Genomic DNA, 24,965 nt, shown 5'->3' with positions numbered 1-24,965 from the left:
AAACATATCTAAGATACATAACTATTATTTTACTTAACACTTTCAATTGATGGATTAAAGAATAAACCTGCAAAAAATCCTTTAATAAGAATCCAAACTTTTTTTAATTTATGATCTGTTTTAGTAAATAAAATCTCAAAAGACACACAAATACGATCAATAAAATACTTAATTACTTTTTTAAATCCAGCTTTTTTACACATAAAGCATCGATTTCGTGTTTCATAATAGTATCTCCCAATTCTTTTATAATCATCCGTAATTATATTAGCGCCATTATTAGTTTTGGTATGATGAACAACTTGACTGTCCATTACAAAATAAGAGGGATACTTTTGAGAAACTCTCTGTGAAAATTCTGCATCATCTCCCCAAATGAAGAATTCTTTAATTGGAAGACCACAATTCTCAAGCGCCCTATTACTTACAAGCATAGAAACAAATGATGCTGCTTTTAGTTCAACAATGTCATCTTCAACTTTGCCATTCCAAACTCCATTTACAGTTGGAACATTCATTAACGCTGGCGATCCATCAGTCCAGACCACATCACTTGCCAAAAATCCAATATCATCGCTCAATAAATCAGTAGTGTTCATTAACTTCCCTAAAGACGAAGACTCAGGATAAGTATCATCATCCATTATCCAATAATAATCGTATGGACCAGATTTATGAGCATACTTTAAACCAGCATTAAACCCACCAGCACCACCAACGTTTTTCTCTAAATTTTTTACATGAAGATTTGATTTGGTTTGTTTTAACTGCTTTAAATAATTACTAGTACCATCATTACTATCATTATTAATAACATAAACATCAGTTACCGGATAATCCTGTTCATAAATCTTTTCCAATGAACCCCTTAGCAAGTCGAGTCTGTTATAAGTAACAAGAACTAAAGCTACTTTCTTATCCATATAATTCTCCTATTTAATAATTTCATTTACATCATTTACAAATCTATTAGAATATTCATTATCATACAAAAAACTAATAGAATTCTTTATTTCTTGCCCATTAAAGTGAACATCATCATCAATAAATTTTTTCAAATATTTTTGAAGCTTTTCATAATCTCCAATATCGTATAAATATCCATTCTTACCTTGTTTAATCATATCATTAGGTCCCGTAGGACAATCTGTCGATATACATGGGATTCCAAAACTTAATGCTTCAGCAAGAACCATAGGAAATCCTTCGTAGTTAGAATTTAGTAATAATACATTGGCTCGATTGATTTTACTCCATGGATCACTTGACCAACCCTTAAAAATAACTTTATTTTTTAAAGATTTACTACTATCAACAAACTTCTCTAGCTTTTCCATATCATTACCACTGCCATATACATCTAGTTCCCAATTGCCAGACGTTTTACTTAAAAGATTGATAAGAGGAAATAAATTCTTTTGATTTTTAGCTTCTAATCTCCCAATATATATGAACTTACATACTTTAGAGTCAGGGACAATGGTCTTTTTTTCTTTTTTAACTGGATTGTAAATTATCTGTATACTTGTTGGATTAACTCCAGCATGGATCATTTCATCTCTTATTCCAGATGAAATAACAAGATGATCATCTGCCATTTTAATCATCCATACCCGTTCTTTTAAACCGTTTTGAATTAAAGCAGTATGAATCCACGAAATAACTTTATACTTTTTTCTAAAAATAATTTTAACGTATTTTGCAAATAAAATTTGAACCGGATTAGTAATTATAAGTGCATCGCCATCATATGTAATAAGAAAATGCAAATATCTCATCAGACACAAAAACTTTGAGGACATATTTGTATAATTAGTCTTCAATCCTTTCAATTTATTTTCAAGATCATGAAATTCGAATCGATTATAGCCAAATAATGAAAGATCTAAGCTCTTAGTGATTAAATTATCATGCATAACATGGTCAATAACCGTTTCTACTCCACCTCTCCCAGATAAAGCGACGACGATTGTTACTTTATTTTTCAAATCAACACACCTCTAGTTAGAAAAGCCTTGTAAAGCTTTAATAAATCTATTTTCATAGTTTTGGGGGTAAGCAAAATCAACTGATTTCTTAATAGTTTCAGGATTAAAAGTTACATTATTGTCAATGATACTATTCAAATCTTGAATCATTGTTCCGTAATCACCTACAGGATATAGAAAACCATTTTTACCATTTATAATCATATCATTTGGTCCTGTTTTACAGTCAGACGAAACACAAGGTATGCCGAAACTCAACGCTTCAGCAAGAACCATAGGAAATCCTTCAAAATTAGAATTAAGTAATAGTGCATTGGCATACTTAATTTTTGTCCAGGGATCATTAGTCCAACCTTTAAATGAAATTCTACGTCTTAAATTTGCGTCATTGTTAACATAATCTTCTAATTGGTCTTTTTGTGGACCATCACCGTATATATCAAAAGTCCAATTTCCAGATAATTTATTTATATGTTTAACTAACGGAAGAAGGTTTTTTTGGCTTTCGGTTTCTAAACGACCAACGAATATAAATTTACAAACATTTGGATTAGGAAAAATAGTCCTATTTTTTTCAGACACAGGATTATATATAATCTGAATATTTTTAGGATCTACACCATTTTTAATCAATTCATTTTTAATTCCAGATGAAATCACTAAATGATAATCTGCCATAGCAACTCGCTTGACATTACTTTGAACAGATTTATTTCCTAACGAAAAATGCATCCAAGAAATTATTTTAAAATGCTTATTTAATATTTTTCTAATATAATAAGCAATCATTATCATGGTCTGATTGGTAATTATTAAAGCATCACCACTGAAGTTAATTAAAAAAGATATATATCTAATCGTACATAAGAATTTATTATTTAACTTAGTTTTGCTGATCTTATTAAATCCAGCAGAATCAATAAACTTTTTATATCGAACATTATCAAAAAGAAAAAGGTTTAAATTAAAAGAATCATTTATTTTTTTATCATTGCCGATAAATGACAAAACAGTTTCGGTACCACCATGCCCACTTAAAAAAGAGGCTGCAATAGTAATGTTCTTTTTCATTTTAAATCTCACTTTCTTAATTTTTTACTTCATTAACGGCTTTCCCATTAATTTTGGTTCTTTTTTTGTCTCCGTTTAAAAACCAAGTATACTCCACATCGAAATGTCCGATATCAAGAACCTGTTTGTTTAAGGTTTTAGTCAGGTCATACGAAAGAATGGTCGCCGTTGGTCCCAGTGCAACTAGGACTAAGTCTGGATTTTCTTTTATGATGAGGTCTTTCGACTGCGTCAAGATGTCATCATACTGTTCAAAAGCATTATGACTTGGACATTCCACCCTCAGAACCTTACTGGCACTTTCTAACAAATCGTTTCCCTGGCCAAAGTGAGTTTGGTTTCCCTCAATTACTAACACCTTTTTATTTGCGACATATTTCTTAAATTCATTAAAAACGTGCTTAGCAATGTTCTTATCTTTTAAGTCCATGTACGGACGCGTCACACTGGTATTATAGTAAGTCTTATTTCGATCTAAATCTTTGAGCCATTCTGAGCCATACTTTCCCATTTCACGTTCCCAGTACATGTCAGCGTTCATGATACTTGGATCTCTAAATGCTTGAGGAAGACCAATTCCATGACCATTAAGATTCGAGTGCAGCACTTCCAAAAGTCGTTTGCTTAATTCTTTTGAATCGCGTTCAAACGATTTCTGACCCGTCATGTTAATCCATTTAAACTCGCCATCACCAAATCGGCTAAGGGAAATATGATACCTAGTAATCGCATCGATGGTTTGTTCAATGGACTTAACTTTCAAAGCTTGAAATTGTTTCTTATATTTAATTTGATAGATTGGGATGTAAAGAGCGTCGTTAAACGCCTTATACATAAAAGATTTTAAGTTCAAATCTATTTCTCACTTTCGTTTTGAATACAACTTAATGTAAGTCTTGGGCATCATGAAAGCCAAAATAATTGCAACAACATACTTCTTGCTCAATTCCTTTAAATCGGACGAACTAATTAAAGGTCGCAAGATCAAACGCTGCGATTGAGCGTCCCAATTCGGATTATTCAAGATGTTGCGGTGAACGTAAAACAAGTCAATCCGCGCCTTGAAGCTTCTGAAGTATTTCGCTAATTCTGGGTGGTTTGCGATTAATTTATCGACCTTATCAATGTACTCATTACACTTATCAAGTAATTGAGGATCATATGTATTCGTAGTAGATCCCTCGTGCTTGTTCAATAAATACATTGGTTGATTAATGTAGCCAATCTGTTCCCGATTAATCGACAACAGGTACTGAAGTACAAACAAACTGTCTTCAAAAAAGTTCTTGTTGCTCATCTTAATCTGATTTTTATCAATAATGGCTTTAACAAAAATCTTATTCCAAAGGCCGACGTCCATTTCTTGGTTCTTAGTCAGGTAATCCCCAAGCAGCTGAGCATCACTAGTAGCATCCTCCATTACCGAATGATCCTCAACCTCGACCCGACCATTCGGAAATTTCTTCTCGATTCCCGCAATTACTAGTTGCCTATCTTGAATCTTCTCACCCATCGCTTGAATGTATCCGGGTAAATATTCATCATCATCATCAGAAAACATGATGTATTTCCCGGCAGCATGACTAAGCCCCTTGTTTCTGGCCTCAGCTTGATACTGATGGTCAGTATAAAAAAGATGGATGCTCTTGTGATGGAGCATCCGTGACTTGATAATATTTACAGTGTCGTCGGAGGATCCATCATCAATAACTAAAAGCTCAAAGCTAAAATCGGTTTTCTGATTGAAAATCGAATCAATGGCGTTTCCAATTGATTTTTCCGAATTAAAACTGGGCATGATGATACTAATGTCATAGTCAGTCATTAATGGACTCCTCTTTCTAGTAATGCGTTTCGTCTTTTCCGACGTTACTGGAGAACTTTCGTTTTACAAAGCCCCACGCCTTTTTAACTAAATGACGATCGCCGATTTGAATCCAGTTGCATTCGATATATTTAACGTGATTTTTATTAATCCAAACGTCCATCAAAACTTCGGATAAATAACCGAAGACCCGCGCTTCTTGAACCGAATAATTGGAAATGTCAATTCGTTTTTCGACGTTAAACAGAATGTTAAAGAGCCATTTACAATAGTCGTCAAAGTAATTTGTTTTCATGATGAACATGTTAAACATGTGGGCTGAACGACTGTGCATGACCTGGTCAAAACTGGCTAAGTAATCGGGATCGATTTCTGAAATGACCTGACGAGTCTCCTCTAACGGCTCTTTGTAGTGAGAGTGCACATAATGCGAATAAATGGTTTCAACGACATAGTACCGTCTTCGTGGCAACACGACTGGAGCCTTTTCTAGCATCCTTTCGGCCTGCTCCTTAGTTAGCACCTTATCAAGCGAACGATCAAGGTGTTTGCTGAAAAGACGACGATAGTGGACTAGTCCAATCGCGTCAACGTCATGTAAGTTCTTCCATGCCCAGTAAACAGCAGTTAATTCATTGTAATTGGGATTTTTGGCCGAGATGTTGTCACCTTGATTATCCAGTTGAAAACCCTTTTGGCCCTTGTAATTTTTGTCAGCACCAACCAAAACTGGTCGGTACAAATCTTGATCTTTTGGCATCGGCGCATCTTTATGGGACGCCACCAAAATTGCAATTTTCATCCTTCAACCTCTTTAATAAGCAGCGTTTGGAACCACCATAATCTGAACCGTCTTGCATATGATCTTCAGATCAAACCAGAAACCACTGTTCATAATGTAGACGATGTCCAAATAAACCATGTCATCAAAACCGACGTTATTTCTCCCCGTCACCTGCCACAAACCAGTACAGCCAGGTTTGACTAACAGTCTCTGGCGGTCATAGTCCGTGTATTCGGCGACTTCTTTTGGAAGCGGTGGACGCGGTCCCACTAGTGACATTTCACCAATTAAGACGTTCACTAACTGAGGCAGTTCGTCTAAACTATACTTTCGAATGAAACGTCCGACTTTGGTAACTCGGGGGTCATCCTTCATCTTAAACATGGCCCCGTCAACTTCATTAAATTTTTTAAGTTCAGCTAATTTTTTGTCAGCGTTAGGGATCATCGACCGAAACTTATACATGTTGAAGACGTCCCCATTACAACCAACTCGTTTTTGCGTGTAAAAAACCTTACCATGAGACCCATCACACTTGATTAGAATGCTAAGCACTAAGAATAAAGGACTTAGTAAGATAAGCCCAATTAGACTGGCAGTGATGTCAAATATTCTTTTACACGTAAAGTAGACTGGGCGATTCTGGACTTTTTTGGGATCAAGCCAGATCGTCTTTCTCTTTAGGTTCTCTTCCATTCATCATGACTCCCTCATACTTAGTTCTAATTACCCTTTACGCTAAAATGTTCTCCTCATAAACTTAGGAGAACATCTCGTTGCTATTTAAATCTAGTGATAAGCTGCGGTTCCAGTCTTAGCGGCAGGCAAACCTAGATTCTTCCGAATAAAGTTGGTAGTCTGTTGCAATTGACTTTCCGTTGGCACCTGCATTGCTGAGTTCTCAATCATCTGGTTTTCACCCTGAAGATGATTATCAACAAAGTCACCGTGTTCTCGGTAACTAGTAGCAAGTTTCGTCAAATCACTTGAGTCCAAATCAGTCTGACTGGACTTGGCAATTGAACTAATGAAGTCGTTGTTCATGAGATGTGATACCGAACCACCCTTAGCTGCAATTGCTTGAAGAACCTGACGTTGCCGCATTGTTCTTCCGTAATCACCAGCTGGGTCAGAATATCTCATTCTTGAATAAGAAAGTGCTTCTTTTCCGTCCATCTTAGTTGGTTGACCTTTCTTGAAGTTATAGCCTTCATAACTAAAGGACAACGTTGGTGTGATAGTCACTCCACCTACTTGGTCAACGATTTCCTTTAAGCCACCCATGTTAATTAAGACATAGAAATCAATTGGAACGTTTAACAGTTTTTCAACGGTCTTAATGGCGGTCCCAGCACTTCCGTAAGTGTAAGCGGCATTAATCTTAGATGGTGAATACTGTGGGTATCCGGGAATATTAACGGCAGTATCACGTGGGATACTTGTGAGCGTCATTTTCTTGGTCTCTGGATTAAGGGTGGCAACCATTAAAGTATCGGTTCGACCTTTATAATCACGATCAAGAGCACCCGTATCAGTCCCAAGTAATAGGATTGAAATTGGTTTTTTATGATTTAACAGCGCGTCAGTATCTCGTTGTTTCTTGATTCCTGCACTCTTATAAGCTTTGTTAATTTCATTTGATGCAGATTTATACTTGTAAGCACCATATCCTAAAAACGCTAAAACAATCGCTACGATCACGATCACAACTAGAATAATGATGTTACGAGTCTTATGAGATTTCTTCTCCATGTGACGGCTTCTCATATTATTTCTCCTTAGAATAAAATCGATTTTGAATTAATCATAGTGTAATAATATCATAAGCTGCTAACGATGAAAACTTTATAAGGCAATAAGTTACCTTTTGTTACCATTATTTAAACTACATTATGTTAAAATTTGGGCGAAAATAGGAAAAAGACTGAGGTGAACTAAGTTGGCGACATACTTTAATAAAATGACACGCAACGGCTACAAACAGATTCAAAATGAAATCAAAAAGCTTCAAAAAAAGCGTCCGGGAAAAATCCAAGCCTTACACGATGCCGCTGCTCTGGGTGACCGTTCTGAAAACGCGGAATACAGTACCTCTAAAAGAGAGCTCCATCGATTAGAAAGTCGCTTGCGTTATTTTAGAAAACAGGAACAATATGCCGAGATTGTTAGAAAACCTGATAATGACCGAATCGGCATTGGTAGCGAGGTCAAAGTGCAATTTTTAGAAGACGGTGATTTAGATTCCTTCCTTATTGTTGGGAAACAAGAAGCTGAATTCTCTAAATTAGATGAAAACAAAATTTTTTACGATTCTCCGCTTGGAAAATCATTACTAGGTCATCATCTTAATGAAACAATTTCAGTAAAAGCCCCCGAAGTAAACTATAAATTAAAAATCTTGCAAATCGGCACCAGTCAAGGGAAATAGTTTGACCAACGTTGACCAAACCCGGTAGATATGAGCTAATTACTATGCATTCAATTCAAAACTGGTATAATTAGAATTGGAACTTGAGATATGTTCCTATTGTTTATCTTATGTAGTTATAAACTCACCAAGTGGTGAAAATAGGAAAGAGGGAAATTGCACATGGCAGACAATTTTGGAAATGATCCATTCGGAAACGGAATGGACGATTTATTTAATAGTCTAATGAATGGAGGAATGGGTCAAAACCCTAATGCTCGTTACGTTGTTAACGGTCACGAACTTACTCCTGAAGAAGTTGAAGCAATGAGAAAATCAGGTCAAATTCCTGGTCGTCGTGGTAGAAACGGCGGAGGCAACAACGCCAAGCAACAAAAGAAAGCCGAAAGTTACTTGGACAAAGTTGGCCGAAATCTAACTGATGAAGCTAAACAAGGTTTACTTGACCCAGTTATTGGACGTGACAAAGAAATTCAAGAAACCGCTGAAATTTTGAGTCGTCGTATCAAAAATAACCCAATTTTAGTTGGTGACGCTGGTGTTGGTAAGACTGCCATCGTTGAAGGTTTAGCTCAAAAGATCGTTAAGGGTGATGTCCCTGGCGCAATCAAAGACAAGCAAATCATTTCAATCGATTTATCTTCTCTTGAAGCCGGTACTCAATACCGTGGTTCATACGAAGAAAATATTCAAAAATTAATCAAAGAAGTTGAAGAACGTAAAAACGTTATTCTATTCTTTGATGAAATTCATCAAATCGTCGGTGCCGGTGCTTCTGGTGACGAATCTGGAAGCAAAGGGTTAGCTGACATGATCAAACCAGCTTTGAGTCGTGGTGAAATCTCAGTTATTGGTGCCACTACTCAAGACGAATACAGAAACACCATTATGAAAGACTCTGCACTTGCACGTCGTTTCAATGACGTTACCGTTGACGCTCCAAGTAAAGCTACTACCCTTGAAATCTTGAAGGGCATCAAGAAAGCTTACGAAGACCATCACCAAGTTACCTTACCTGACGATGTTTTAAAAGCTGCCGTTGACTACTCAGTTCAATACATCCCTCAACGTTCATTACCTGACAAGGCCATTGACTTGATCGATATGACCGCTGCTCACTTAGCCGCAAAGCACCCTGTTACTGACAAGGTTACCCTTGAAAGTGAATTAAAGGACGCTAAGAAGGAAAAAGAAGACGCAGCTAAAGCTGAAAAGTACGAAGACGCAGCTAAGGCTAAGACTAAGATCGAAGATATCGAAAAGAAACTTAAGAGTGACGACACTAACACTGACCGTCCTGTTGCAAAGGTATCTGACATTGCCGACTCAGTTGAAAGATTAACTGGTATTCCAGTTTCACAAATGAGTGCTAACGACCTTGAAAGATTGAAAGGCATGGACACTCGACTTAAGGGCCGTGTTATTGGACAAGACCAAGCTGTTGACTTAGTTGTTAACGCTATCCGTAGAAACCGTGCCGGATTTGACGAAGGTAACCGTCCAATCGGTTCATTCTTATTCGTTGGACCTACTGGTGTTGGTAAAACTGAATTAGTTAAGCAATTGGCTAAAGACATGTTCAACGATGAAAACTCAATCATCAGACTTGATATGTCAGAATACCAAGATGTAACTGCTGTATCCAAGATGATTGGTACTTCAGCTGGTTACGTTGGTTACGGTGACAATGGTAATACCCTTACTGAACAAGTAAGAAGAAACCCATACTCAATCGTATTGCTTGATGAAATTGAAAAGGCTAACCCACAAGTAATTACCCTATTACTTCAAGTTATGGACGATGGTCGTTTGACTGATGGTCAAGGTAACGTGGTCGACTTTAAGAACACCGTTATCATTGCTACTTCAAACGCCGGATTCGGAAACGATTCGATGAGCAAGAACAACAAGAAGGACATGTCAATTATGGACCGTTTGGCTCCATACTTCAGACCTGAATTCTTGAACCGATTCAATGCCATTGTTGAGTTCTCACACTTGACTAAGGAAGACTTAAGCAAGATTGTTGATCTTATGATCGGTAACTTAAACGACACCTTAGCTCAAAAAGACATGGAACTTTACGTAACTCCAGATGCTAAGAAATGGTTGATGGATCAAGGTTACGACGAAGCCATGGGTGCTCGTCCATTACGTCGAGTAATCGAACAACAATTAAGAGATAAGATTGCAATGTACTACTTGGATCACCAAGATGTAAAACACCTTAAGGCTGATCTTAGAAAAGACACCATCGAAATCACTAAGAATACTGACAAGACTAAACTTGCTAGTGGTGACTAATTAAGTTAGTTATATTTTTAAAAACATCTACTAATTCTGGTAGATGTTTTTTTGTGCCCAAAATCTTTTTCTTAAGATTTGCTGAAACCCGTATACAGTGCGGTCTTTGCGTGCTAGACTTGCTGTTATACAAACTAATAATTAGGGATCCAATAATATGAATAATAAAACTACAAAACGTCGGTTTATTACCGGCTTCACCGGCTTACGGGCACTTGCCGTTATCTGTGTCATCTTATACCACCTGTCACCTAGCGTATTTACTGGAGGATACCTAGGGGTTCCGGTGTTTTTGACGTTGTCAGGGTATTTGGTTACCGATCATCTGATTACCGAATATCATGAAACGAACCATTTCCGTTACGGCTATTTTTGGTCAAAACGATTAAAGCGGCTGTATCCCACCCTCATTACGATGTTATTTGCGACCGCTGCATACATAACATTGTTTCAACGTAATCTACTAGCGAATCTATGGCAGAGCGTGGTATCTAACTTAGCTTACGTATATAACTGGTGGGAAATCATGAATGGTCAATCATACTTCCAGAACTTTGCTGGAAGTGCTTCCCCATTTACTCACCTTTGGACCCTAGCAATTGAAGGACAATTCTACCTAATTTGGCCACTAATTGCCTACTTCTTACTTAAAAAATTCCACGGAAACAAACACCCCATCTTCTACACTGCCATTTTATTATCAGTTCTTTCAGTCCTTTTAATGGCCGTTCTGTATCATCCTGGTAGTGATCCTAGTCGAGTTTACTACGGGACTGACACCCGAATGTTCTCAATTCTTTTTGGCGCTGCCCTGGCCGTTTTCTGGCCGAGTACCCAGAAACGCGATAATGACAACCAAAAGTCATTTCTACTGGACGTCTTTGGTTTAATCGGAATGGTAGGAATGGGTTGGATCATCGTTACCACTGGTTCACAATCACCGTTTTTGTATCATGGTGGCATGGCACTGTTCTCAATCTTTACCATAATGGCCATGATGGCGGTTGTTCATCCTAATAGTCACTGGAATCGCATCCTAACCAACAAGTTATTTGACTGGATTGGTTCTAGAAGTTATGAAATCTATGTTTACCAGTTCCCTGTTTTTGTCTTCTTTGCCGACAAATTTAAAGATGTAGCTGATCATCAATGGTTATACGCTCTTATCGAAATTGCGATTATCATCGTTATCTCAGAATTATCGTACCGCTTCATTGAGGTTCCGCTCGCTAAATACGATTACCATCGGGTCCCTGAGTTTTTCAAGACTCTCTTCAACGTTTACAAGATGAGTCTTAACCAGATTAAAGATTGGCTGACCTCGTGCTTTAAACATCACATGGTCCTAAAGGTCCTAGCAATTATTGTATTAACCATTGGCACGGTTGGTATCTTCCAATCAACCACGGTTAATCCGAAGGCCGCCAATCACACGCAACTGGCCAACCGAATTCAAAAGAACTCTAAGGCGCAAGATAAGCACAACGAAAAACTAGCCAAAGAAATCAAATCCGGTAAAAAATCAAAGAACACGAAAGTCAATAAGAAGCTGGAAAAAGACGGCCTAACCAAGCAACAACTCCAAGAAGCTCAGAACCTCTCTGGAAGTGCGATCGGTGACTCAGTCATGCTATCTGGACGCGATAACCTCCAAAAGATCTTTCCAAAACTGTACATTGATGCTGCCACCTCGCGTCACCCTCAAGATGGCGTTGCCATCATGAAGAGTATGCAACAACAAGGTTTGTTGGGTAAAAACGTCATTATCGGCCTTGGAACTAACGGGGCTATCAGTGACGAGACGCTGAAGCAATACATGGAAATTGCCGGAAAGGACCGTCACGTCTTCTGGATTAACACTTACGTTCCAACTCAACCATGGCAGAATCAAGTTAACTCGTTTCTAAAGAAGGCTCAAAAGAAGTATAAGAACTTGTATGTGATCGACTGGTATGATTATGCTAAGTCACATCCACAGTACCTCTATCAAGACCAGACGCACCCTAACGTGCAAGGAACGCCGAAGTATGCTTCCTTCATCGCTCAAAACGTTTTGAAGCACGCCGAAAAATAATTAATAAGCCAACCCAAATGGTTGGCTTATTTTTTTCGAAAGAATAGACGTGGCTAAGATTTTCTTATAAGATATAGCTATAACATTTGGAGGAGTCTTTTATCATCGTAGAATTCATTAAAGAACATCGCATGGACATTTTAAAATACCTTGGCATTGTCATCGCCGTCCTCTTCTTTTACATCCTATTCATGGATTATTGGCCAGAGATTAAAATGATGTTCAATCCAGCTACCCGTGGCACGGCGATTCAAGAAATCCGTGACCACGGTCTAATTGATGCTGTCTTATTGATCTTCTTGTTGTACATCTTGACCATGATTCCAGGGGCACCAGTCGCAGTTGTCGGCGTTATCACTGGGATTTGTTTTGGAAAATGGCTTGGCATTATCATCAACGTGATTGGACTTTCAGCCGGAAACTTTGGGACGACTAAGATTGTTTCATCATTTAAAGGGATTGCTAGAAAATACGAGAACAATAAGTACGCCAAACACTTTAAACACTTAAAGCATCCCCTCCTCGGTCTGATTATCGGATATTCGATCCCCTTTATCCCAACGTTTCTAGTCAGTTTTCAGGCCAATCAGGATAAGAAACGGTTTCCAGACAAGAAAGTGAAGATTGCGACGATTCTAGGAAGCATTCCCATCTCAATCATCTATTCGCTTGGTGGTGACACGATTTTGCAGGGGAGTTTCAAGAAACTGATGGTGTTAGTCGGTATCATCGTCGTTTTTGCCCTCATTGTGTTCTTTTTAATTAAACGACTGGTAACCGATAAACTCTAATCGAGGTACCCGTTTCCAATTGTTTTTAAAAATGGTAATATAGTAGAGTATAGTAACAATTTATTAATGGAGGTTTTACCATGGCTAAGCATGACAAAAAAGATCAAATTAAAAACTTGCTTGACTTGGAATCCGATAACGGTCCAGTTTTAACAATCACTGTACCCTTGGATCCTAAGGAAGACAATACTCGTAGAGACAACACCCAAATCAATAGTTTGGTTGACACTGCTAAAAAAGCATTTCAAAAGCAATATAAACCAGAACTTTGGAACGCCTATGATTTTCAAATTAAGAACTACTTAAAGACTTTACAACCTAAGGCAACCATTGCTAAGGGGATCATCATGTACGTAACTAACGATTCCATCGAAGTTGCTCAATTGAACTACGCTCCACAAACAGCATTCTCATTCTCAGACAAATTGCAAATCTTACCAATCGTAAGACAATACCAATTCGTTCCTGACTTTGACATGTTGTTCTTACAACGTGACGACTTCAAAGTATTTCACGTTAACGACTTGAGCGTTGTTGATGATGACACCGATACCCCAGATCCATTTGACTCAGACAAGACTGAGACTGAGACCCAAGATGATCCTAGAAAGAACGGAGCTAAGTGGGACACTCACGAATACTACGAATTGGTTGACAAATATGTTCAAAAACATGTTTCAAACAAGGACCACAATCCATTAGTAGTTGTTGCAAACGCTGAAGACGAAGGCCGTTTCAACCGTGCTACTCACAACCCATACGTGGTTGAAGACAAACACGTTGAAATGGATGCCGCCGTTAAAAATGCTGGCGAAAACGTTCAAGAAGTTGCTCAAACCATCCATGATAACTTCGTTTCAGATGGTGAGAAATCAATGAAAGATGTCTATGACAAAGCCGACGGTGCTAAGAAAACCACTGATGACTACGATGAAATCTTGAAGGCTGCCATTGACGACCGTATTGCTAACTTAATCATCCAACAGGATGCTTACGTTCAAAGCAAGGATAACGGTGAGGACGTTGAAGTTAACGCCGAAGGTTCACGTCCATCTAATGAATTAAACTCATTAGCATTGACGGTTCTTGGCCTTGATGGTGATGTTACTGTATTGCCTGCTGACGATATGCCAACTGACAAGAAAGTTGCGGCTATCTTAAGATGGTAATTTTAAAAAAGAGCTTGGTAACCAAGCTCTTTTTTTATGCGCAAATTTAATATATTTTTAGCGTATGTATATTAAGGAAATTTAAATATGTCAATAGATGAGCAGCTAAACAGGGAATTACCTCAAGTTTTAGTCCTTACTAACTATAAAAATAGTAAATTAAAACAAATTAACGAATACAAAATGTTGTTAAAAAAGACATTAAAAAATAAATATATAACTAAAATTAGGATTCATAAGACACAATCAATAATTCCAAATAACAATTCATTTTTTATTGATTTTCTTAATAAAAACGAACTATTAGTAAGACGTTTAGGTCTTTCTGAAAAACGATTTGACTTAAATATAAATTTAATGAAGCAAATAAATAAACAATCAGAAGCATTAATTCACGAAGAAACTATTTATGGCTTAAAAGATTATAAGGGTTTAGATCGAATTCTAGGACAAATTAATCAATACGTTTTTGGAAAAGATCTTCATCCAACTATCATTGATAAAGCTACCTACATTTGGTATAAAATTGCTAAGAATCAATTCTTCACTAACGGAAATAAAAGGACGGCATTATTAGCTAGTCTTACTTTCCTTCAGCGTAACTATTATTATTTTGATGTAACTAGTAAATATGCACTATACGATATATCTTTAAAAATATCAATTAATAAAATGACTCAAATTGATTTAAAAAACTATATAACTAAACATTCTTTTCTTGATTTTAAACTAATGAAGAAGTATGCTAAAAGGTAGATTTTAATATGAATAGTTTAATTATTAAGGAGGCTCCATTAAAATGAAGAATGTAATGTCTAAATCTCAAGAGGAAGAATTGAAACAAATTCATGAAAATTTAAATGATCCTCACACAAGACAAAAGTTTTATAACGAAGCCGATAAACGAGTAACAAAAAATCCAAAAGTCATTGATGCTTTAAAAATGCTTTCTAAAATATAACTAACCACACAAAAAGACCTTGAACTCCACAGTTCAAGGCCTTTATTTTTACTTTTTTGCAAAGAAATCGTTCGCAATATCCTGATAAGCATTAATCGTATCAAGATAACTCGATAGTGTCGTATACTCGTTAATCTGGTGTGACGTGTTGTTCTTGTCAGGTCCTAACAAGATGACTGCCATCTTCTCGTTTTCCTGAACGTAAACACTCGCATCAGTTGCACCGTTATTGACAATCAACTCGGGCTTGCGATTCTGATAATCCTTTTTGGTAACCTCATAAGCATCTTGGACGAACTGATTGTCCTTATCGGTTTCAATTGGATAAAAGTTGTGAACCAACTTAAATTCGAGGTGATATGGCGTCTCGTCGTTCACTTTATCAACGACTGTTTGAATCAATTCAATCACGTTGTCGTTATTAAATGCAGGGGTCGGACGGACGTTTCCAAGCAAACTAGCCGAACCAGGAATGATGTTAACCTGTTCCCCACCGTTAATGACGGTGATACTGTGCTGGACTTTGCCAAGCACTGGATCAACTGGTAAATCGTTGAAGAAATCCGGCTCATCCTGAATGTATTTAACCAAACCAGTAATGGCGTTCAATCCCAAGTCAGGAGTCGAACTGTGAGCTGGTTTTCCGGTACTCGTGATCTGATAGTTCAAACTTCCAGAGTGGGCATAGGTGACATCCCCATCGGAGGGTTCACCGACAATCATAGCGTCCACATCGTCAATATACTTTGGTTCAATCTTATAAGCACCAGGAGCACCGAATTCTTCTCCTGAAGTCGCAATCAAACGAATCTTCCCATCAGGAACTTCGCCCTTATCAGCTAACTCACAGAGCGCAATCACCTCGGCCGCTAGCCCACTCTTCATGTCAGCGGCACCACGACCGTAGATCTTGTCACCCACGATTTCACCCTTAAACGGATCGTGTTTCCAATTTTCCGGATGAGCAACCGCCACCGTGTCTTGGTGTCCCTCTAAAGCCAGCACCTTGCCGGATTCACCAGTTCCAAGTTCAGCAATCAGGTTGGCACGACCGTCGCCAAACGGAAAAATCTTACTGTCAATACCGTGCTTTTTCAGCAGCTTCGACAAGTACTCTGAGATCTCAATTTCATTACCGTTCACGGACTTAATCTGAATTAAATCCTGTAGAATTTTGATTTTCTCTGCTTTTTCCATTCTTAAACACCCTTCTTTAAATTCTTATTTATTAACCTTGATCAGCGTGGTTAGCGAACTTGGCCCAGACGTCACCAACAACTTGAATAATCAGAACCATGATGACAACTAGGATCGTTGCGACCAAGGTCGTGTCGTTTGCGAAACGGTTGTACCCGTATGAGATGGCCATGTTACCAAGACCACCAGCACCAATGGCACCGGCCATTGCGGTTAAACCAACTAAACTAATTAATGTAACCGTTGATACTCGAATCAACTCTGAACGCGCTTCACTAAGGTACACGCCGAAGATTAAGTCCCAGTTCGTGGCCCCTAGTGATTCCGCCGATTCAATGATGCCATGATCGACACTCTCAAGGGCGACTTGGACCTGCCGCGCATAAAACGGAAAGACCCCGACTGATAGAGGTACTAAAGCGGCCGTCGTTCCGATTTGGGTTCCAACGATCTTTTGCGTCACTGGGGCAATGAAGGCCAGCAAGATGATAAATGGAACGGCTCGGAATAGCGAAACAACTTTGTCGATAATCCAGAACAGTGGATGACACGGCATAATCCCGTTATCCGCAAAAATCACTAAACAAACTCCAAAGATGATTCCTGCAATCCCACCAAAGATTGCGGACCAAAACGTCATGTAAATTGTCTGATTAACGGCTGTAATCCAGCCTTCTTCCCCATTTAATCCCTGTGAAACCACGTTGGGAAAATGAGTTGCAAACCAAGCTCCCATTATTCTGCCTCCTTCAATTCAGTGACCTTGATGTCTTGACCATTAAGGTACTTAACCGCTGCTTCTTGATCCTCTTGACTTCCAAGTAAATCAACAATCAACGTTCCAACGACCTGCTCACCCAATTTTTCAATATTACTGTAGATGATACTTGCCGAAATATGGAACTTCTCGTATAAGCTCACGATGATTGGATCACTAATGTCATCGGAGAGATACGTCAACTGAACTAGATTTCGCTTATTAACGTCAATGTTCATCGACTTCAAGATTTCAAGTGCGTTGAAACTGTTTCCAACAATCTTTCTGGTAGTTGGATTCTTCGAATCAACGAAAATATCAAGTAGATTACCAACATCAACCACTTTTCCTTGACTCATGATGGCAACTTCCTGACAAATCCGTTTGATGGCTTCCATTTCATGGGTAATCAAGATAATCGTTAAGCCGTATTTCTCGTTCAATTCTTTTAGTAAATCCAAGATTTGATCGGTGTTCTTGGGGTCAAGTGCAGATGTGGCTTCGTCAGAGATCAAAATCTTAGGGTCGTTAGCGAGCGCTCTAGCAATCGCTACTCGTTGCTGTTGACCACCAGAGAGTTGGGATGGATAGGCTTTTAAGTAATCACCCAAACCAACAATGTCGAGCATCTTCTTGGCTTTCGCTTCACGTTCCTTTTCCTTTAGACCACTGTGTTTTAATCCGAACTCAACGTTGCGTTGGACGTTTTGTTCCTCAAGTAAGTTGAAGTGTTGAAAAATCATCCCAATTTGACGCCGTTCATCACGCAACTTTTTCGTATTAATTGAAGAAACTTGGTCGCCTTCTTTTTTATAGAAGGTTTTCCCAAACACATCGACTTCCCCGTCGGTTGGTTTCTGTAGCAGGTTGATGGTTCGAACTAACGTCGATTTACCGGCACCGGAGTAGCCAGCAATTCCAAAAATTTCACCCTTAGGAATTTCCAACGATACGTCTGAAACGGCGTGAATCACATTCTTTTTTTGTTTGAACGTAACTGAGACGTCCTTGAATTGCACAATATTATTACTCATTAGTTCCTCCTAAAATTTACGATTCCAAGCAGGAATTTCGGTGTTTCCATAATACTTCTTGACCAGTTGCTCGGTTTTCTTGGTCTGGAATGATTTTACAACGTCTTTGTAGTTCTTGTTATTCTTCTGGTCCTTGTTAGCAGCAATCAAATTGATCCACTGTTTCGAATCATTGTTGAGTGGTTCGGTAAAGATCGTTTCCTTATCACCTAAGTGAGCGGGAACGGCGTAAGTGTTATTAATAACGGCACCATCGACACTGTTTAGTACTCGTGGGGTTTGTGATGCGTCCACTTCCTTGAAATTCAAGTGCTTGGGATTACTCTGAATGGCGTTTAATCCTAAAAAGCCCTTCTGGTTTTTCAAAGTGATAAGTCCCGCGTTCTTAAGGAGGTAAAGCGAACGACTCTCATTAGAAGTATCGTTTGGAACGGCAATCGTCCCACCATCCGGAATGTCCTTAACGTTCTTGTACTTCTTTGAATAAAGTCTGATAGGAGCGATGTAGGTGTTACCAACGGAAACAATGTCAGAATGATTTTGCTTATTCCAGTTGTCTAAGAAGGCATAATGTTGAAATGAGTTCAAATCAATCTCGTGTTGAGTCAAAGCCTTGTTCGGTTGTGTGTAATCAGTGAAGTGAGTGAACTTAACGTTAACCCCATACTTCTTCTTGGCAGTCTCAGCGACTGACTTCCAAATCTCATCGTCTGATTTAGAGCCGCTCATTAGACCAACGTTAACGGTTTTTTTACTCTCAGCCGAGTGTCTAGCAAAACTAAACCACCCTAACCCAACGATCACAACCACAATGATAATTCCAATAATCCACTTAGTACTTCTCCTCATGATGTCCACTTCCTAATTTTTATTTGATTGCTTAATTCATTAAATTAAATAAAAAAAGCATCCGCCCTTTAATTAAAAAGGACGAATGCTTTCGTGTTACCACCTTAGTTTACAGTTACCCTTTCAAGTAACTGCCTCAAAGACTGCTCTAGTCGACGTCTGAACTAGAAAAGCCTTGCGATGATATCGGTAGCAACCCCGTCACTGGTTTGAAAATCTCGCCAGCAAATGATTAAAAGTCCATATTCCCCGAATGCATCTCATCCCTTCACACCAACCAGAGACTCTCTTAGAAAATTCAACGGGTACTCAGCTTTTCCATCTCGTTTATTTAATTTGTTGTAAGTATACTAATCCGTCGACCAATATCTGTCAACAAAAATTTTAATTATTTTTTAAAACTAGCTAGTGAACCCATTGGGTCCCAAGGTTCAAGCATCTTAGGGGCCTGTTTTTGTTCCTCAAGTTGCTTGTCAGACATGTACTTCTTGTTGATAACGGTCTGGTAAACAAATTCGTTGAACCAGTCGTCACTCATGACAAAGTAACCTTTTTCACCGACCTTTTCACCCCAGCTGTTTTCAACCTTCCACTTGGTTGGTTGATCATCGACTAGGTCAACGCCGGTAATCACCATGGCGTGGGTCATCATGCTTTCCTTGTAGTCAAGTCTTGCACCCTTACTCATCTTAAGGTCGGTACTAAATAAAGCATCCTTGTGGTACAAGTGCGTATCCATGATGCCCTTTTTACGGTCAGAATCTTGGACAACGTCACAGCCGAACCAAACCGCTTCACCGTTCTTTAATTGCTTAATAGCTAAGTCTTTCAATTCATCAATCTTCAGGTTTAAATGCTTAACCTGTCTGCCACCAACGACGTTCCCTAACATTTCAATCGTGTAGGTCTGGTCAAAGGGCTTGTCACCAGTTGGTGAGTTAATCAATGAAACGTAGTCTTCCAGGTTGATGTTGACGTACTTATCAAAGAATTCTTTCGGAGTCAGGTCCTTATCAATGTGGTACTTATTGTCAGTATCACGGTATTCAAAATCAAAGCGCTTCGTTGGGCGACCCAGCGAGTATGCCAAAATGCGGTAAACATCGTTTAACATCTCACTCTTAGTTGATTCAAGCTTTTCTTCGGTCGCACCGTCCTTCACCATTTTACGCAATTCTTCCGCATCCCGACGTAATTTCAGGTTTAAAGTCTGATTCAATTCATCAGAGCGATTACTATTGTAAGTTTCAACCATGGTTAAACTTGGAACAACTCCGTACTTTTCAATGATGGCGCACAACATGTCCCACTGGCCCCCGTCTTGTTGTGGGGTTTCCATTAAGAAGTCGATCTTGCGTGAACCTAATGGTTGATCAGCGGTTTTAATCACGTTTTCTAAGAAATAGTTTGATTTTTCAAACTTATCCCAGAAGTTAACGTAGTTTTGTGATAATTCAAATTTTGGTGAAACCTTGTAGTTTTCGGCAATCTTAAAACGCATGGTGTTAAGTGCTGAAAACATCCAGCACCTTCCACTTTGCTTCTGATCAGCAACGTGTTGTTCGGGAACTTCGACCGAGAAAACTCGTTTCATTTTTTCATCAGCCTTGTAATCAGCAGCACTGTTGTTAATTCCATTATGAGAAACGGCCCGTTCTAAGACCAGACTGTCGTCTTTGTCTTCATAACTTTTTTCATACCATTCCAGGTCTTGCGGATTAATTGCTTTCTTATCCAAAATGATCACTCCTTAATATTTTTCTTGTCAGTATTGTATCACTTGTCCTCTCGTTTGAGACACTTTTAACTTGACCAATCCTAATCAAATCTCAATTTCAATCGTTAATCAAAAATTTGCATAACTAAACCCCTTCACAAAGGGATTTTCATCCGCTAAAAGTTACATAATCAAAGATGTGTATCATTTTCATTATTTAGCTCCCCTTACTCATGTCACAAGTTTTGTAACGTCAAGTAAAAACGTTGATATAACGTCACTTGCTTTAAAAATTTATTAAGATTCTTAAGAAAAATATAAAAAACGTATTTACTTTTGTGAAACACGCGCGTATATTCGACAAAAAGCAAAACAGCAAACATGGAGGTGTTTCATTTGAACCATAAGAAGATATTTTCAGTAGCATTCATTGGTGCCGCTTTAGCGCTAATGCTTACTGGTTGTTCTTCTGGAAGTAGTAAATCGGGGAGTAAGGACATGGCCGTCAACTCCAGCGATATTATTTCTACGATGGACTCAAGTATGGTAACGGATAGTATTGGAGCGCAAAACCTAAACAACACGATGGAAGGTCTTTACCGCTACAATAACCGCAAGATTGAACCTGGCATTGCGACCAAAGTCGTTACCCCAACCAAAGGTGGAACTCAGTATAATTTCGATCTGAGAAACGCCAAATGGTCAAATGGAGACCCCGTGACCGCGTATGACTTTGTCTACGCATGGAGAAGAATCGTTGATCCAAAGACGGCTTCTCAATACTCCTACATTTTTGAGGGAGTTAAAAACGCTGACAAGATTACCAACGGGAAGGCTTCACCAAAGACCCTAGGAGTTAAGGCCATTGGTCCCCATAAGTTACAAGTTAACCTGTCGCAACCAATTCCCTACTTCAACGCCCTATTAACCGGAGCATCATACTTGCCACTTAATCAGAAGGTCGTTGAAAAAGCGGGAAGTCAGTATGGATTAAACAGTAAGGACATGGTATTCGATGGACCATTCAAGTTAGATAAATGGCAAGTTGGAAACACCGCCTGGACTGAGAGCAAGAATAACTCGTACTGGAACCAAAAGAACATTAGATTGAACGCCGTTAAATACTACGTTGTTAAAGATCCCAATACCGGACTTAACTTGTACTCTAGTCACGTAATTGACCAGTACAACGGCCTAACCGGTGATTCAGCTAACCAACTGAAAAACGAAAAAGACTTCTCAACGAAACCAACTTCAAGTACTTTCTACATTGAGATGAACGAGAAGAAGGATCCGTTCTTCAAGAACACCAAGATTAGACAGGCCATTGGGCATTCAATCAATCGGCAACTCCTCTCTAACCAAGTGTTAGGTAAGACTGCTACACCGGATTCAAGTGTCGTTCCAGCTAAGATGAGTTGGAACAAACAAACGGGAGTCGACTTTAAAGACGAAAGTCAAAGTAAACAGGATGCAAATTATAACGACTACAATCCTAAGTTAGCTAAAAAGCTTTGGACTGAGGGTCTAAAGGAGACCGGAAAGAAAAATCTCAACTTAACCTTATTAGGTGACGATACCGATTCTTCCTTAAAACAATCCGAATTCTTGCAGGCTGAACTCCAGAAATTGCCTGGACTAAAAGTGACCCTTTCAAACGTGCCATTTAAGAACCGACTTCAACGTTCTTCTAGTGGGGACTTCGACATGGTTGTCTCAGCTTGGAACGCCGACTTCCCAGATCCAGTAACTTTCTTGAACCTCTTTGAAACTGGTGGTGCTATGAATGACGGTCACTGGTCCAACAAAGAGTTTGACCAACAGATCAAACAAGCATCTGATAAAAACGCCGGCAACTATCAAGCCCGTTGGCAGAACCTCCTGAACGCTCAGACCATCTTGACTAAGCAAGAGGGAGTCGTTCCACTTTACCAGCAAAACACCGCTGCTCTTACCAGAAGCGACGTTCACAATTACAACCTGTCACCAAACGGGAATTTCAATCTCGCGGCTACCTACAAGAAATAAAGAGAGGTAAATTAAAATGACTAAATACATCATCCGTCGAATTTTCTACCTAGTCCTCACTTTATTCATTGTTGCTTCGGTTACCTTCTTCCTGATGAAATTTTTACCCGGTACGCCTTACTCAAACCAGGCAAAACTCCAGCCAAGTCAAATCGCAATAATGAACCAAAAGTACGGATTAAACAAATCACTTTGGGATCAGTACTTAATCTACATGGGAAATTTACTCCACGGAAATCTAGGTACTTCATTTCAATTTAACAACCAACCAGTTACTCAATTGATTGCCCATGACATTGGTCCTTCAATGCAGATTGGTACCCAAGCCATGGTCGTTGGTTCTGTTCTTGGCATCATCCTTGGTGCCGTTGCCGCCATCAAGAAAAATACCTGGGTTGATTCAAGTGCCACCTTCATCTCAATCCTTGGAATCTCAATCCCAAGTTTCGTTTTAGCCGTTCTGCTTCAGTACTACTTTGGCTACAAACTACAATGGTTCCCAGTTGCCCTCTGGCAGAACTTCAGTTCTAGTATCCTACCGACGTTAGCGCTTGCGGCCTTTCCACTCGCAAACGTCGCCCGGTTCATGAGAACTGAAATGGTTGATGTCTTAGACAGTGACTACATTGAACTGGCAAAAGCCAAGGGTGATTCGGAAAGAAAGACGATTACGCATCATGCGCTAAGAAACTCACTGATTCCGGTCATCACCATCGTTGGTCCCATGGCCGTTTCAATCATGACGGGTTCACTAGTTGTTGAAAACATCTTCTCAATTCCTGGAATTGGTAATCAATTCGTTCAGTCCATTCTGACGAACGATTACCCCACCATCATGGGACTCACAATCTTCTACTCATTCTTATTAGTTGTCATTATCTTAGTTGTCGATATTCTTTACGGAATCATCGATCCACGAATCAGACTAGGAAACGGAGGTAAAGAATAATGGCCGAAAACTTACCACCACTTGAAGATCAGTTCCAGTTCGCAAGTGACGACCTTTCAAACTTGGACACTGAATCGGAATCAATTAACACCCCATCTTTAACGTACTTTCAAGACGTTAAACGAAGACTAGTTCGAAATAAAGTTGCCATGACTTCTTTGATTCTCTTAGTCATTATCGCCCTAGTCGCAATCTTCGCCCCGATTCTTTCACCACACGATCCAAACGCTCAAAACGTCCTGTATGCGAACTTACCACCAAAGTGGGGTTCACTTAACATCCCCGGTCTAAATGGGATTCACGAAGCCGGTGGCCACATGGTCAACGCATATCAAGCAGAACACGTTCCAAAGGGAACCTACTACATCATGGGGACCGACTACCTTGGTCGTGACCTCTTCTCAAGAATTCTCTACGGGACCCGGTTATCACTGTTTATCGCGGTCGTTGCGACAGCCGTCGACCTCTTAGTCGGTGTTCCTTACGGTTTAATCTCGGGTTGGGTCGGTGGTGCCGTTGACACCTTCATGCAGAGAATCGTTGAAATCCTTTCATCAATTCCTAACCTAATCGTCGTTGTTTTATTACTACTAATCCTTAAACCCGGAATCACTTCAATCATCATCGCCATTGCCTTTACCGGATGGATCACCATGTCACGTTTAGTTCGTGCTCAGACCTTTAAACTAAAGGAATCCGAATACGTCCTAGCCGCCAGAACCCTTGGTGAATCACCATTCAAGATTGCGATGAAACACCTGATTCCAAACCTCAGTTCTACTATCATTATTCAAACCATGTTTACCATTCCATCGGCCATCTTCTTTGAAGCCTTCCTAAGTTTCATTGGAATCGGGATCCCAGCACCAAACGCATCCCTTGGTACACTTCTAAACGATGGTCAGAAGGCCTTTCATTTCTTACCATATCAAATGTGGGTTCCAGCAATCGTACTGTCTGTCATTATGATTACGACCAACCTGCTTGGAGATGGATTAAGAGATGCGTTCGATCCAAAATCTAAGTAAAGGAGACAGAT

23 protein-coding genes and 1 other annotated feature are annotated in these 24,965 nt (G+C 39.1%); of the genes, 10 read left to right on the top strand and 13 right to left on the bottom strand.

Going from position 1 to position 24,965, the window contains the following annotated elements; genetic code table 11:
• Positions 1-29: 29 nt before the first annotated feature.
• The 8 genes from AC6UDF_RS00500 to AC6UDF_RS00465 all read right to left on the bottom strand — a co-directional run bounded on the left by AC6UDF_RS00500 (position 30) and on the right by AC6UDF_RS00465 (position 7,435).
• The gene (locus AC6UDF_RS00500; RefSeq protein ID WP_500693337.1) at positions 30-923 is read right to left on the bottom strand and encodes a glycosyltransferase family 2 protein; all 894 of its coding nucleotides are present in this window, start codon (positions 921-923) and stop codon (positions 30-32) included.
• A gap of 9 nt (positions 924-932) precedes the next feature.
• A complete protein-coding gene (locus AC6UDF_RS00495) occupies positions 933-1,988 on the bottom strand; it encodes a glycosyltransferase (protein WP_500693336.1) in 1,056 nt (351 codons plus the stop codon).
• Between the two features lie 12 nt (positions 1,989-2,000).
• Entirely contained in the window at positions 2,001-3,059 is a 1,059-nt protein-coding gene (locus tag AC6UDF_RS00490) for a glycosyltransferase (protein ID WP_500693335.1), read from the bottom strand.
• Positions 3,060-3,075: 16 nt separating this feature from the next.
• Positions 3,076-3,912 carry a GT-D fold domain-containing glycosyltransferase gene (locus tag AC6UDF_RS00485; RefSeq protein ID WP_500698956.1) on the bottom strand — a complete coding sequence of 279 codons (837 nt, stop codon included), beginning with the start codon at positions 3,910-3,912 and terminating at the stop codon, positions 3,076-3,078.
• Positions 3,913-3,921: 9 nt separating this feature from the next.
• On the bottom strand, positions 3,922-4,884 hold the full coding sequence (locus AC6UDF_RS00480; RefSeq protein ID WP_500693333.1) for a glycosyltransferase family 2 protein: 963 nt from the start codon (positions 4,882-4,884) through the stop codon (positions 3,922-3,924).
• Between the two features lie 16 nt (positions 4,885-4,900).
• Positions 4,901-5,686, bottom strand: a complete 786-nt coding sequence (locus AC6UDF_RS00475; protein WP_500693332.1) for a DUF4422 domain-containing protein — start codon at positions 5,684-5,686, stop codon at positions 4,901-4,903.
• A 12-nt stretch (positions 5,687-5,698) separates the two neighbouring features.
• Positions 5,699-6,364, bottom strand: coding sequence for a sugar transferase (locus tag AC6UDF_RS00470; protein ID WP_500693331.1), 666 nt, complete (start codon positions 6,362-6,364; stop codon positions 5,699-5,701).
• 93 nt (positions 6,365-6,457) lie between these two features.
• Positions 6,458-7,435: an LCP family protein gene (locus AC6UDF_RS00465; protein WP_500693330.1), complete on the bottom strand. Its 978-nt coding sequence runs from the start codon at positions 7,433-7,435 to the stop codon at positions 6,458-6,460.
• 172 nt (positions 7,436-7,607) lie between these two features.
• Between AC6UDF_RS00465 and greA the strand changes: the two genes are divergently transcribed.
• The 7 genes from greA (at position 7,608) to AC6UDF_RS00430 (ending at position 15,395) form a co-directional block, all read left to right on the top strand.
• Positions 7,608-8,096 (top strand): transcription elongation factor GreA, encoded by a 489-nt coding sequence (gene greA / locus AC6UDF_RS00460; RefSeq protein WP_500693329.1) that lies wholly within the window; start codon positions 7,608-7,610, stop codon positions 8,094-8,096.
• A 162-nt stretch (positions 8,097-8,258) separates the two neighbouring features.
• Positions 8,259-10,400: an ATP-dependent Clp protease ATP-binding subunit gene (locus AC6UDF_RS00455; protein ID WP_500693328.1), complete on the top strand. Its 2,142-nt coding sequence runs from the start codon at positions 8,259-8,261 to the stop codon at positions 10,398-10,400.
• A gap of 157 nt (positions 10,401-10,557) precedes the next feature.
• The gene (locus AC6UDF_RS00450; protein WP_500693327.1) at positions 10,558-12,474 is read left to right on the top strand and encodes an acyltransferase family protein; all 1,917 of its coding nucleotides are present in this window, start codon (positions 10,558-10,560) and stop codon (positions 12,472-12,474) included.
• Positions 12,475-12,605: 131 nt separating this feature from the next.
• Positions 12,606-13,265: a TVP38/TMEM64 family protein gene (locus AC6UDF_RS00445; RefSeq protein WP_500693326.1), complete on the top strand. Its 660-nt coding sequence runs from the start codon at positions 12,606-12,608 to the stop codon at positions 13,263-13,265.
• A gap of 80 nt (positions 13,266-13,345) precedes the next feature.
• Positions 13,346-14,434 (top strand): baeRF3 domain-containing protein, encoded by a 1,089-nt coding sequence (locus AC6UDF_RS00440; protein ID WP_500698945.1) that lies wholly within the window; start codon positions 13,346-13,348, stop codon positions 14,432-14,434.
• A gap of 87 nt (positions 14,435-14,521) precedes the next feature.
• Positions 14,522-15,190: a type II toxin-antitoxin system death-on-curing family toxin gene (locus AC6UDF_RS00435; RefSeq protein ID WP_500693324.1), complete on the top strand. Its 669-nt coding sequence runs from the start codon at positions 14,522-14,524 to the stop codon at positions 15,188-15,190.
• Positions 15,191-15,233: 43 nt separating this feature from the next.
• Positions 15,234-15,395 (top strand): hypothetical protein, encoded by a 162-nt coding sequence (locus AC6UDF_RS00430; protein WP_500693323.1) that lies wholly within the window; start codon positions 15,234-15,236, stop codon positions 15,393-15,395.
• Positions 15,396-15,443: 48 nt separating this feature from the next.
• Here AC6UDF_RS00430 and AC6UDF_RS00425 read toward each other — a convergent pair whose 3' ends face one another.
• The 5 genes from AC6UDF_RS00425 to AC6UDF_RS00405 all read right to left on the bottom strand — a co-directional run bounded on the left by AC6UDF_RS00425 (position 15,444) and on the right by AC6UDF_RS00405 (position 20,970).
• Positions 15,444-16,592, bottom strand: a complete 1,149-nt coding sequence (locus tag AC6UDF_RS00425) for an ArgE/DapE family deacylase (RefSeq protein ID WP_500693322.1) — start codon at positions 16,590-16,592, stop codon at positions 15,444-15,446.
• Positions 16,593-16,623: 31 nt separating this feature from the next.
• The gene (locus tag AC6UDF_RS00420) at positions 16,624-17,328 is read right to left on the bottom strand and encodes a methionine ABC transporter permease (protein WP_010022396.1); all 705 of its coding nucleotides are present in this window, start codon (positions 17,326-17,328) and stop codon (positions 16,624-16,626) included.
• The gene (locus AC6UDF_RS00415) at positions 17,328-18,383 is read right to left on the bottom strand and encodes a methionine ABC transporter ATP-binding protein (protein WP_500693321.1); all 1,056 of its coding nucleotides are present in this window, start codon (positions 18,381-18,383) and stop codon (positions 17,328-17,330) included. Before AC6UDF_RS00415 ends, AC6UDF_RS00420 begins: the two co-directional genes overlap by 1 nt.
• A gap of 9 nt (positions 18,384-18,392) precedes the next feature.
• Complete coding sequence (locus AC6UDF_RS00410; RefSeq protein WP_500693320.1) at positions 18,393-19,232, bottom strand: MetQ/NlpA family ABC transporter substrate-binding protein; 840 nt, start codon at positions 19,230-19,232, stop codon at positions 18,393-18,395.
• Between the two features lie 74 nt (positions 19,233-19,306).
• Positions 19,307-19,563 (bottom strand) — a binding site (T-box leader).
• Positions 19,564-19,620: 57 nt separating this feature from the next.
• Positions 19,621-20,970: a C1 family peptidase gene (locus AC6UDF_RS00405; protein ID WP_500723732.1), complete on the bottom strand. Its 1,350-nt coding sequence runs from the start codon at positions 20,968-20,970 to the stop codon at positions 19,621-19,623.
• A gap of 366 nt (positions 20,971-21,336) precedes the next feature.
• Here AC6UDF_RS00405 and AC6UDF_RS00400 point away from each other — a divergent pair, with 366 nt between their 5' ends.
• The 3 genes from AC6UDF_RS00400 to AC6UDF_RS00390 are packed head-to-tail and all read left to right on the top strand — an operon-like array spanning position 21,337 to position 24,954.
• Entirely contained in the window at positions 21,337-22,977 is a 1,641-nt protein-coding gene (locus tag AC6UDF_RS00400; protein ID WP_500693606.1) for a peptide ABC transporter substrate-binding protein, read from the top strand.
• A 16-nt stretch (positions 22,978-22,993) separates the two neighbouring features.
• Complete coding sequence (gene opp3b / locus AC6UDF_RS00395) at positions 22,994-23,926, top strand: oligopeptide ABC transporter permease (RefSeq protein WP_500693318.1); 933 nt, start codon at positions 22,994-22,996, stop codon at positions 23,924-23,926.
• Complete coding sequence (locus AC6UDF_RS00390) at positions 23,926-24,954, top strand: ABC transporter permease (RefSeq protein ID WP_500693317.1); 1,029 nt, start codon at positions 23,926-23,928, stop codon at positions 24,952-24,954. Before opp3b ends, AC6UDF_RS00390 begins: the two co-directional genes overlap by 1 nt.
• Positions 24,955-24,965: the final 11 nt, after the last annotated feature.

It is taken from the genome of Fructilactobacillus sp. X2R6C1 (genome assembly GCF_059901295.1).
This window is presented reverse-complemented; position numbering and strand designations above follow the sequence as displayed.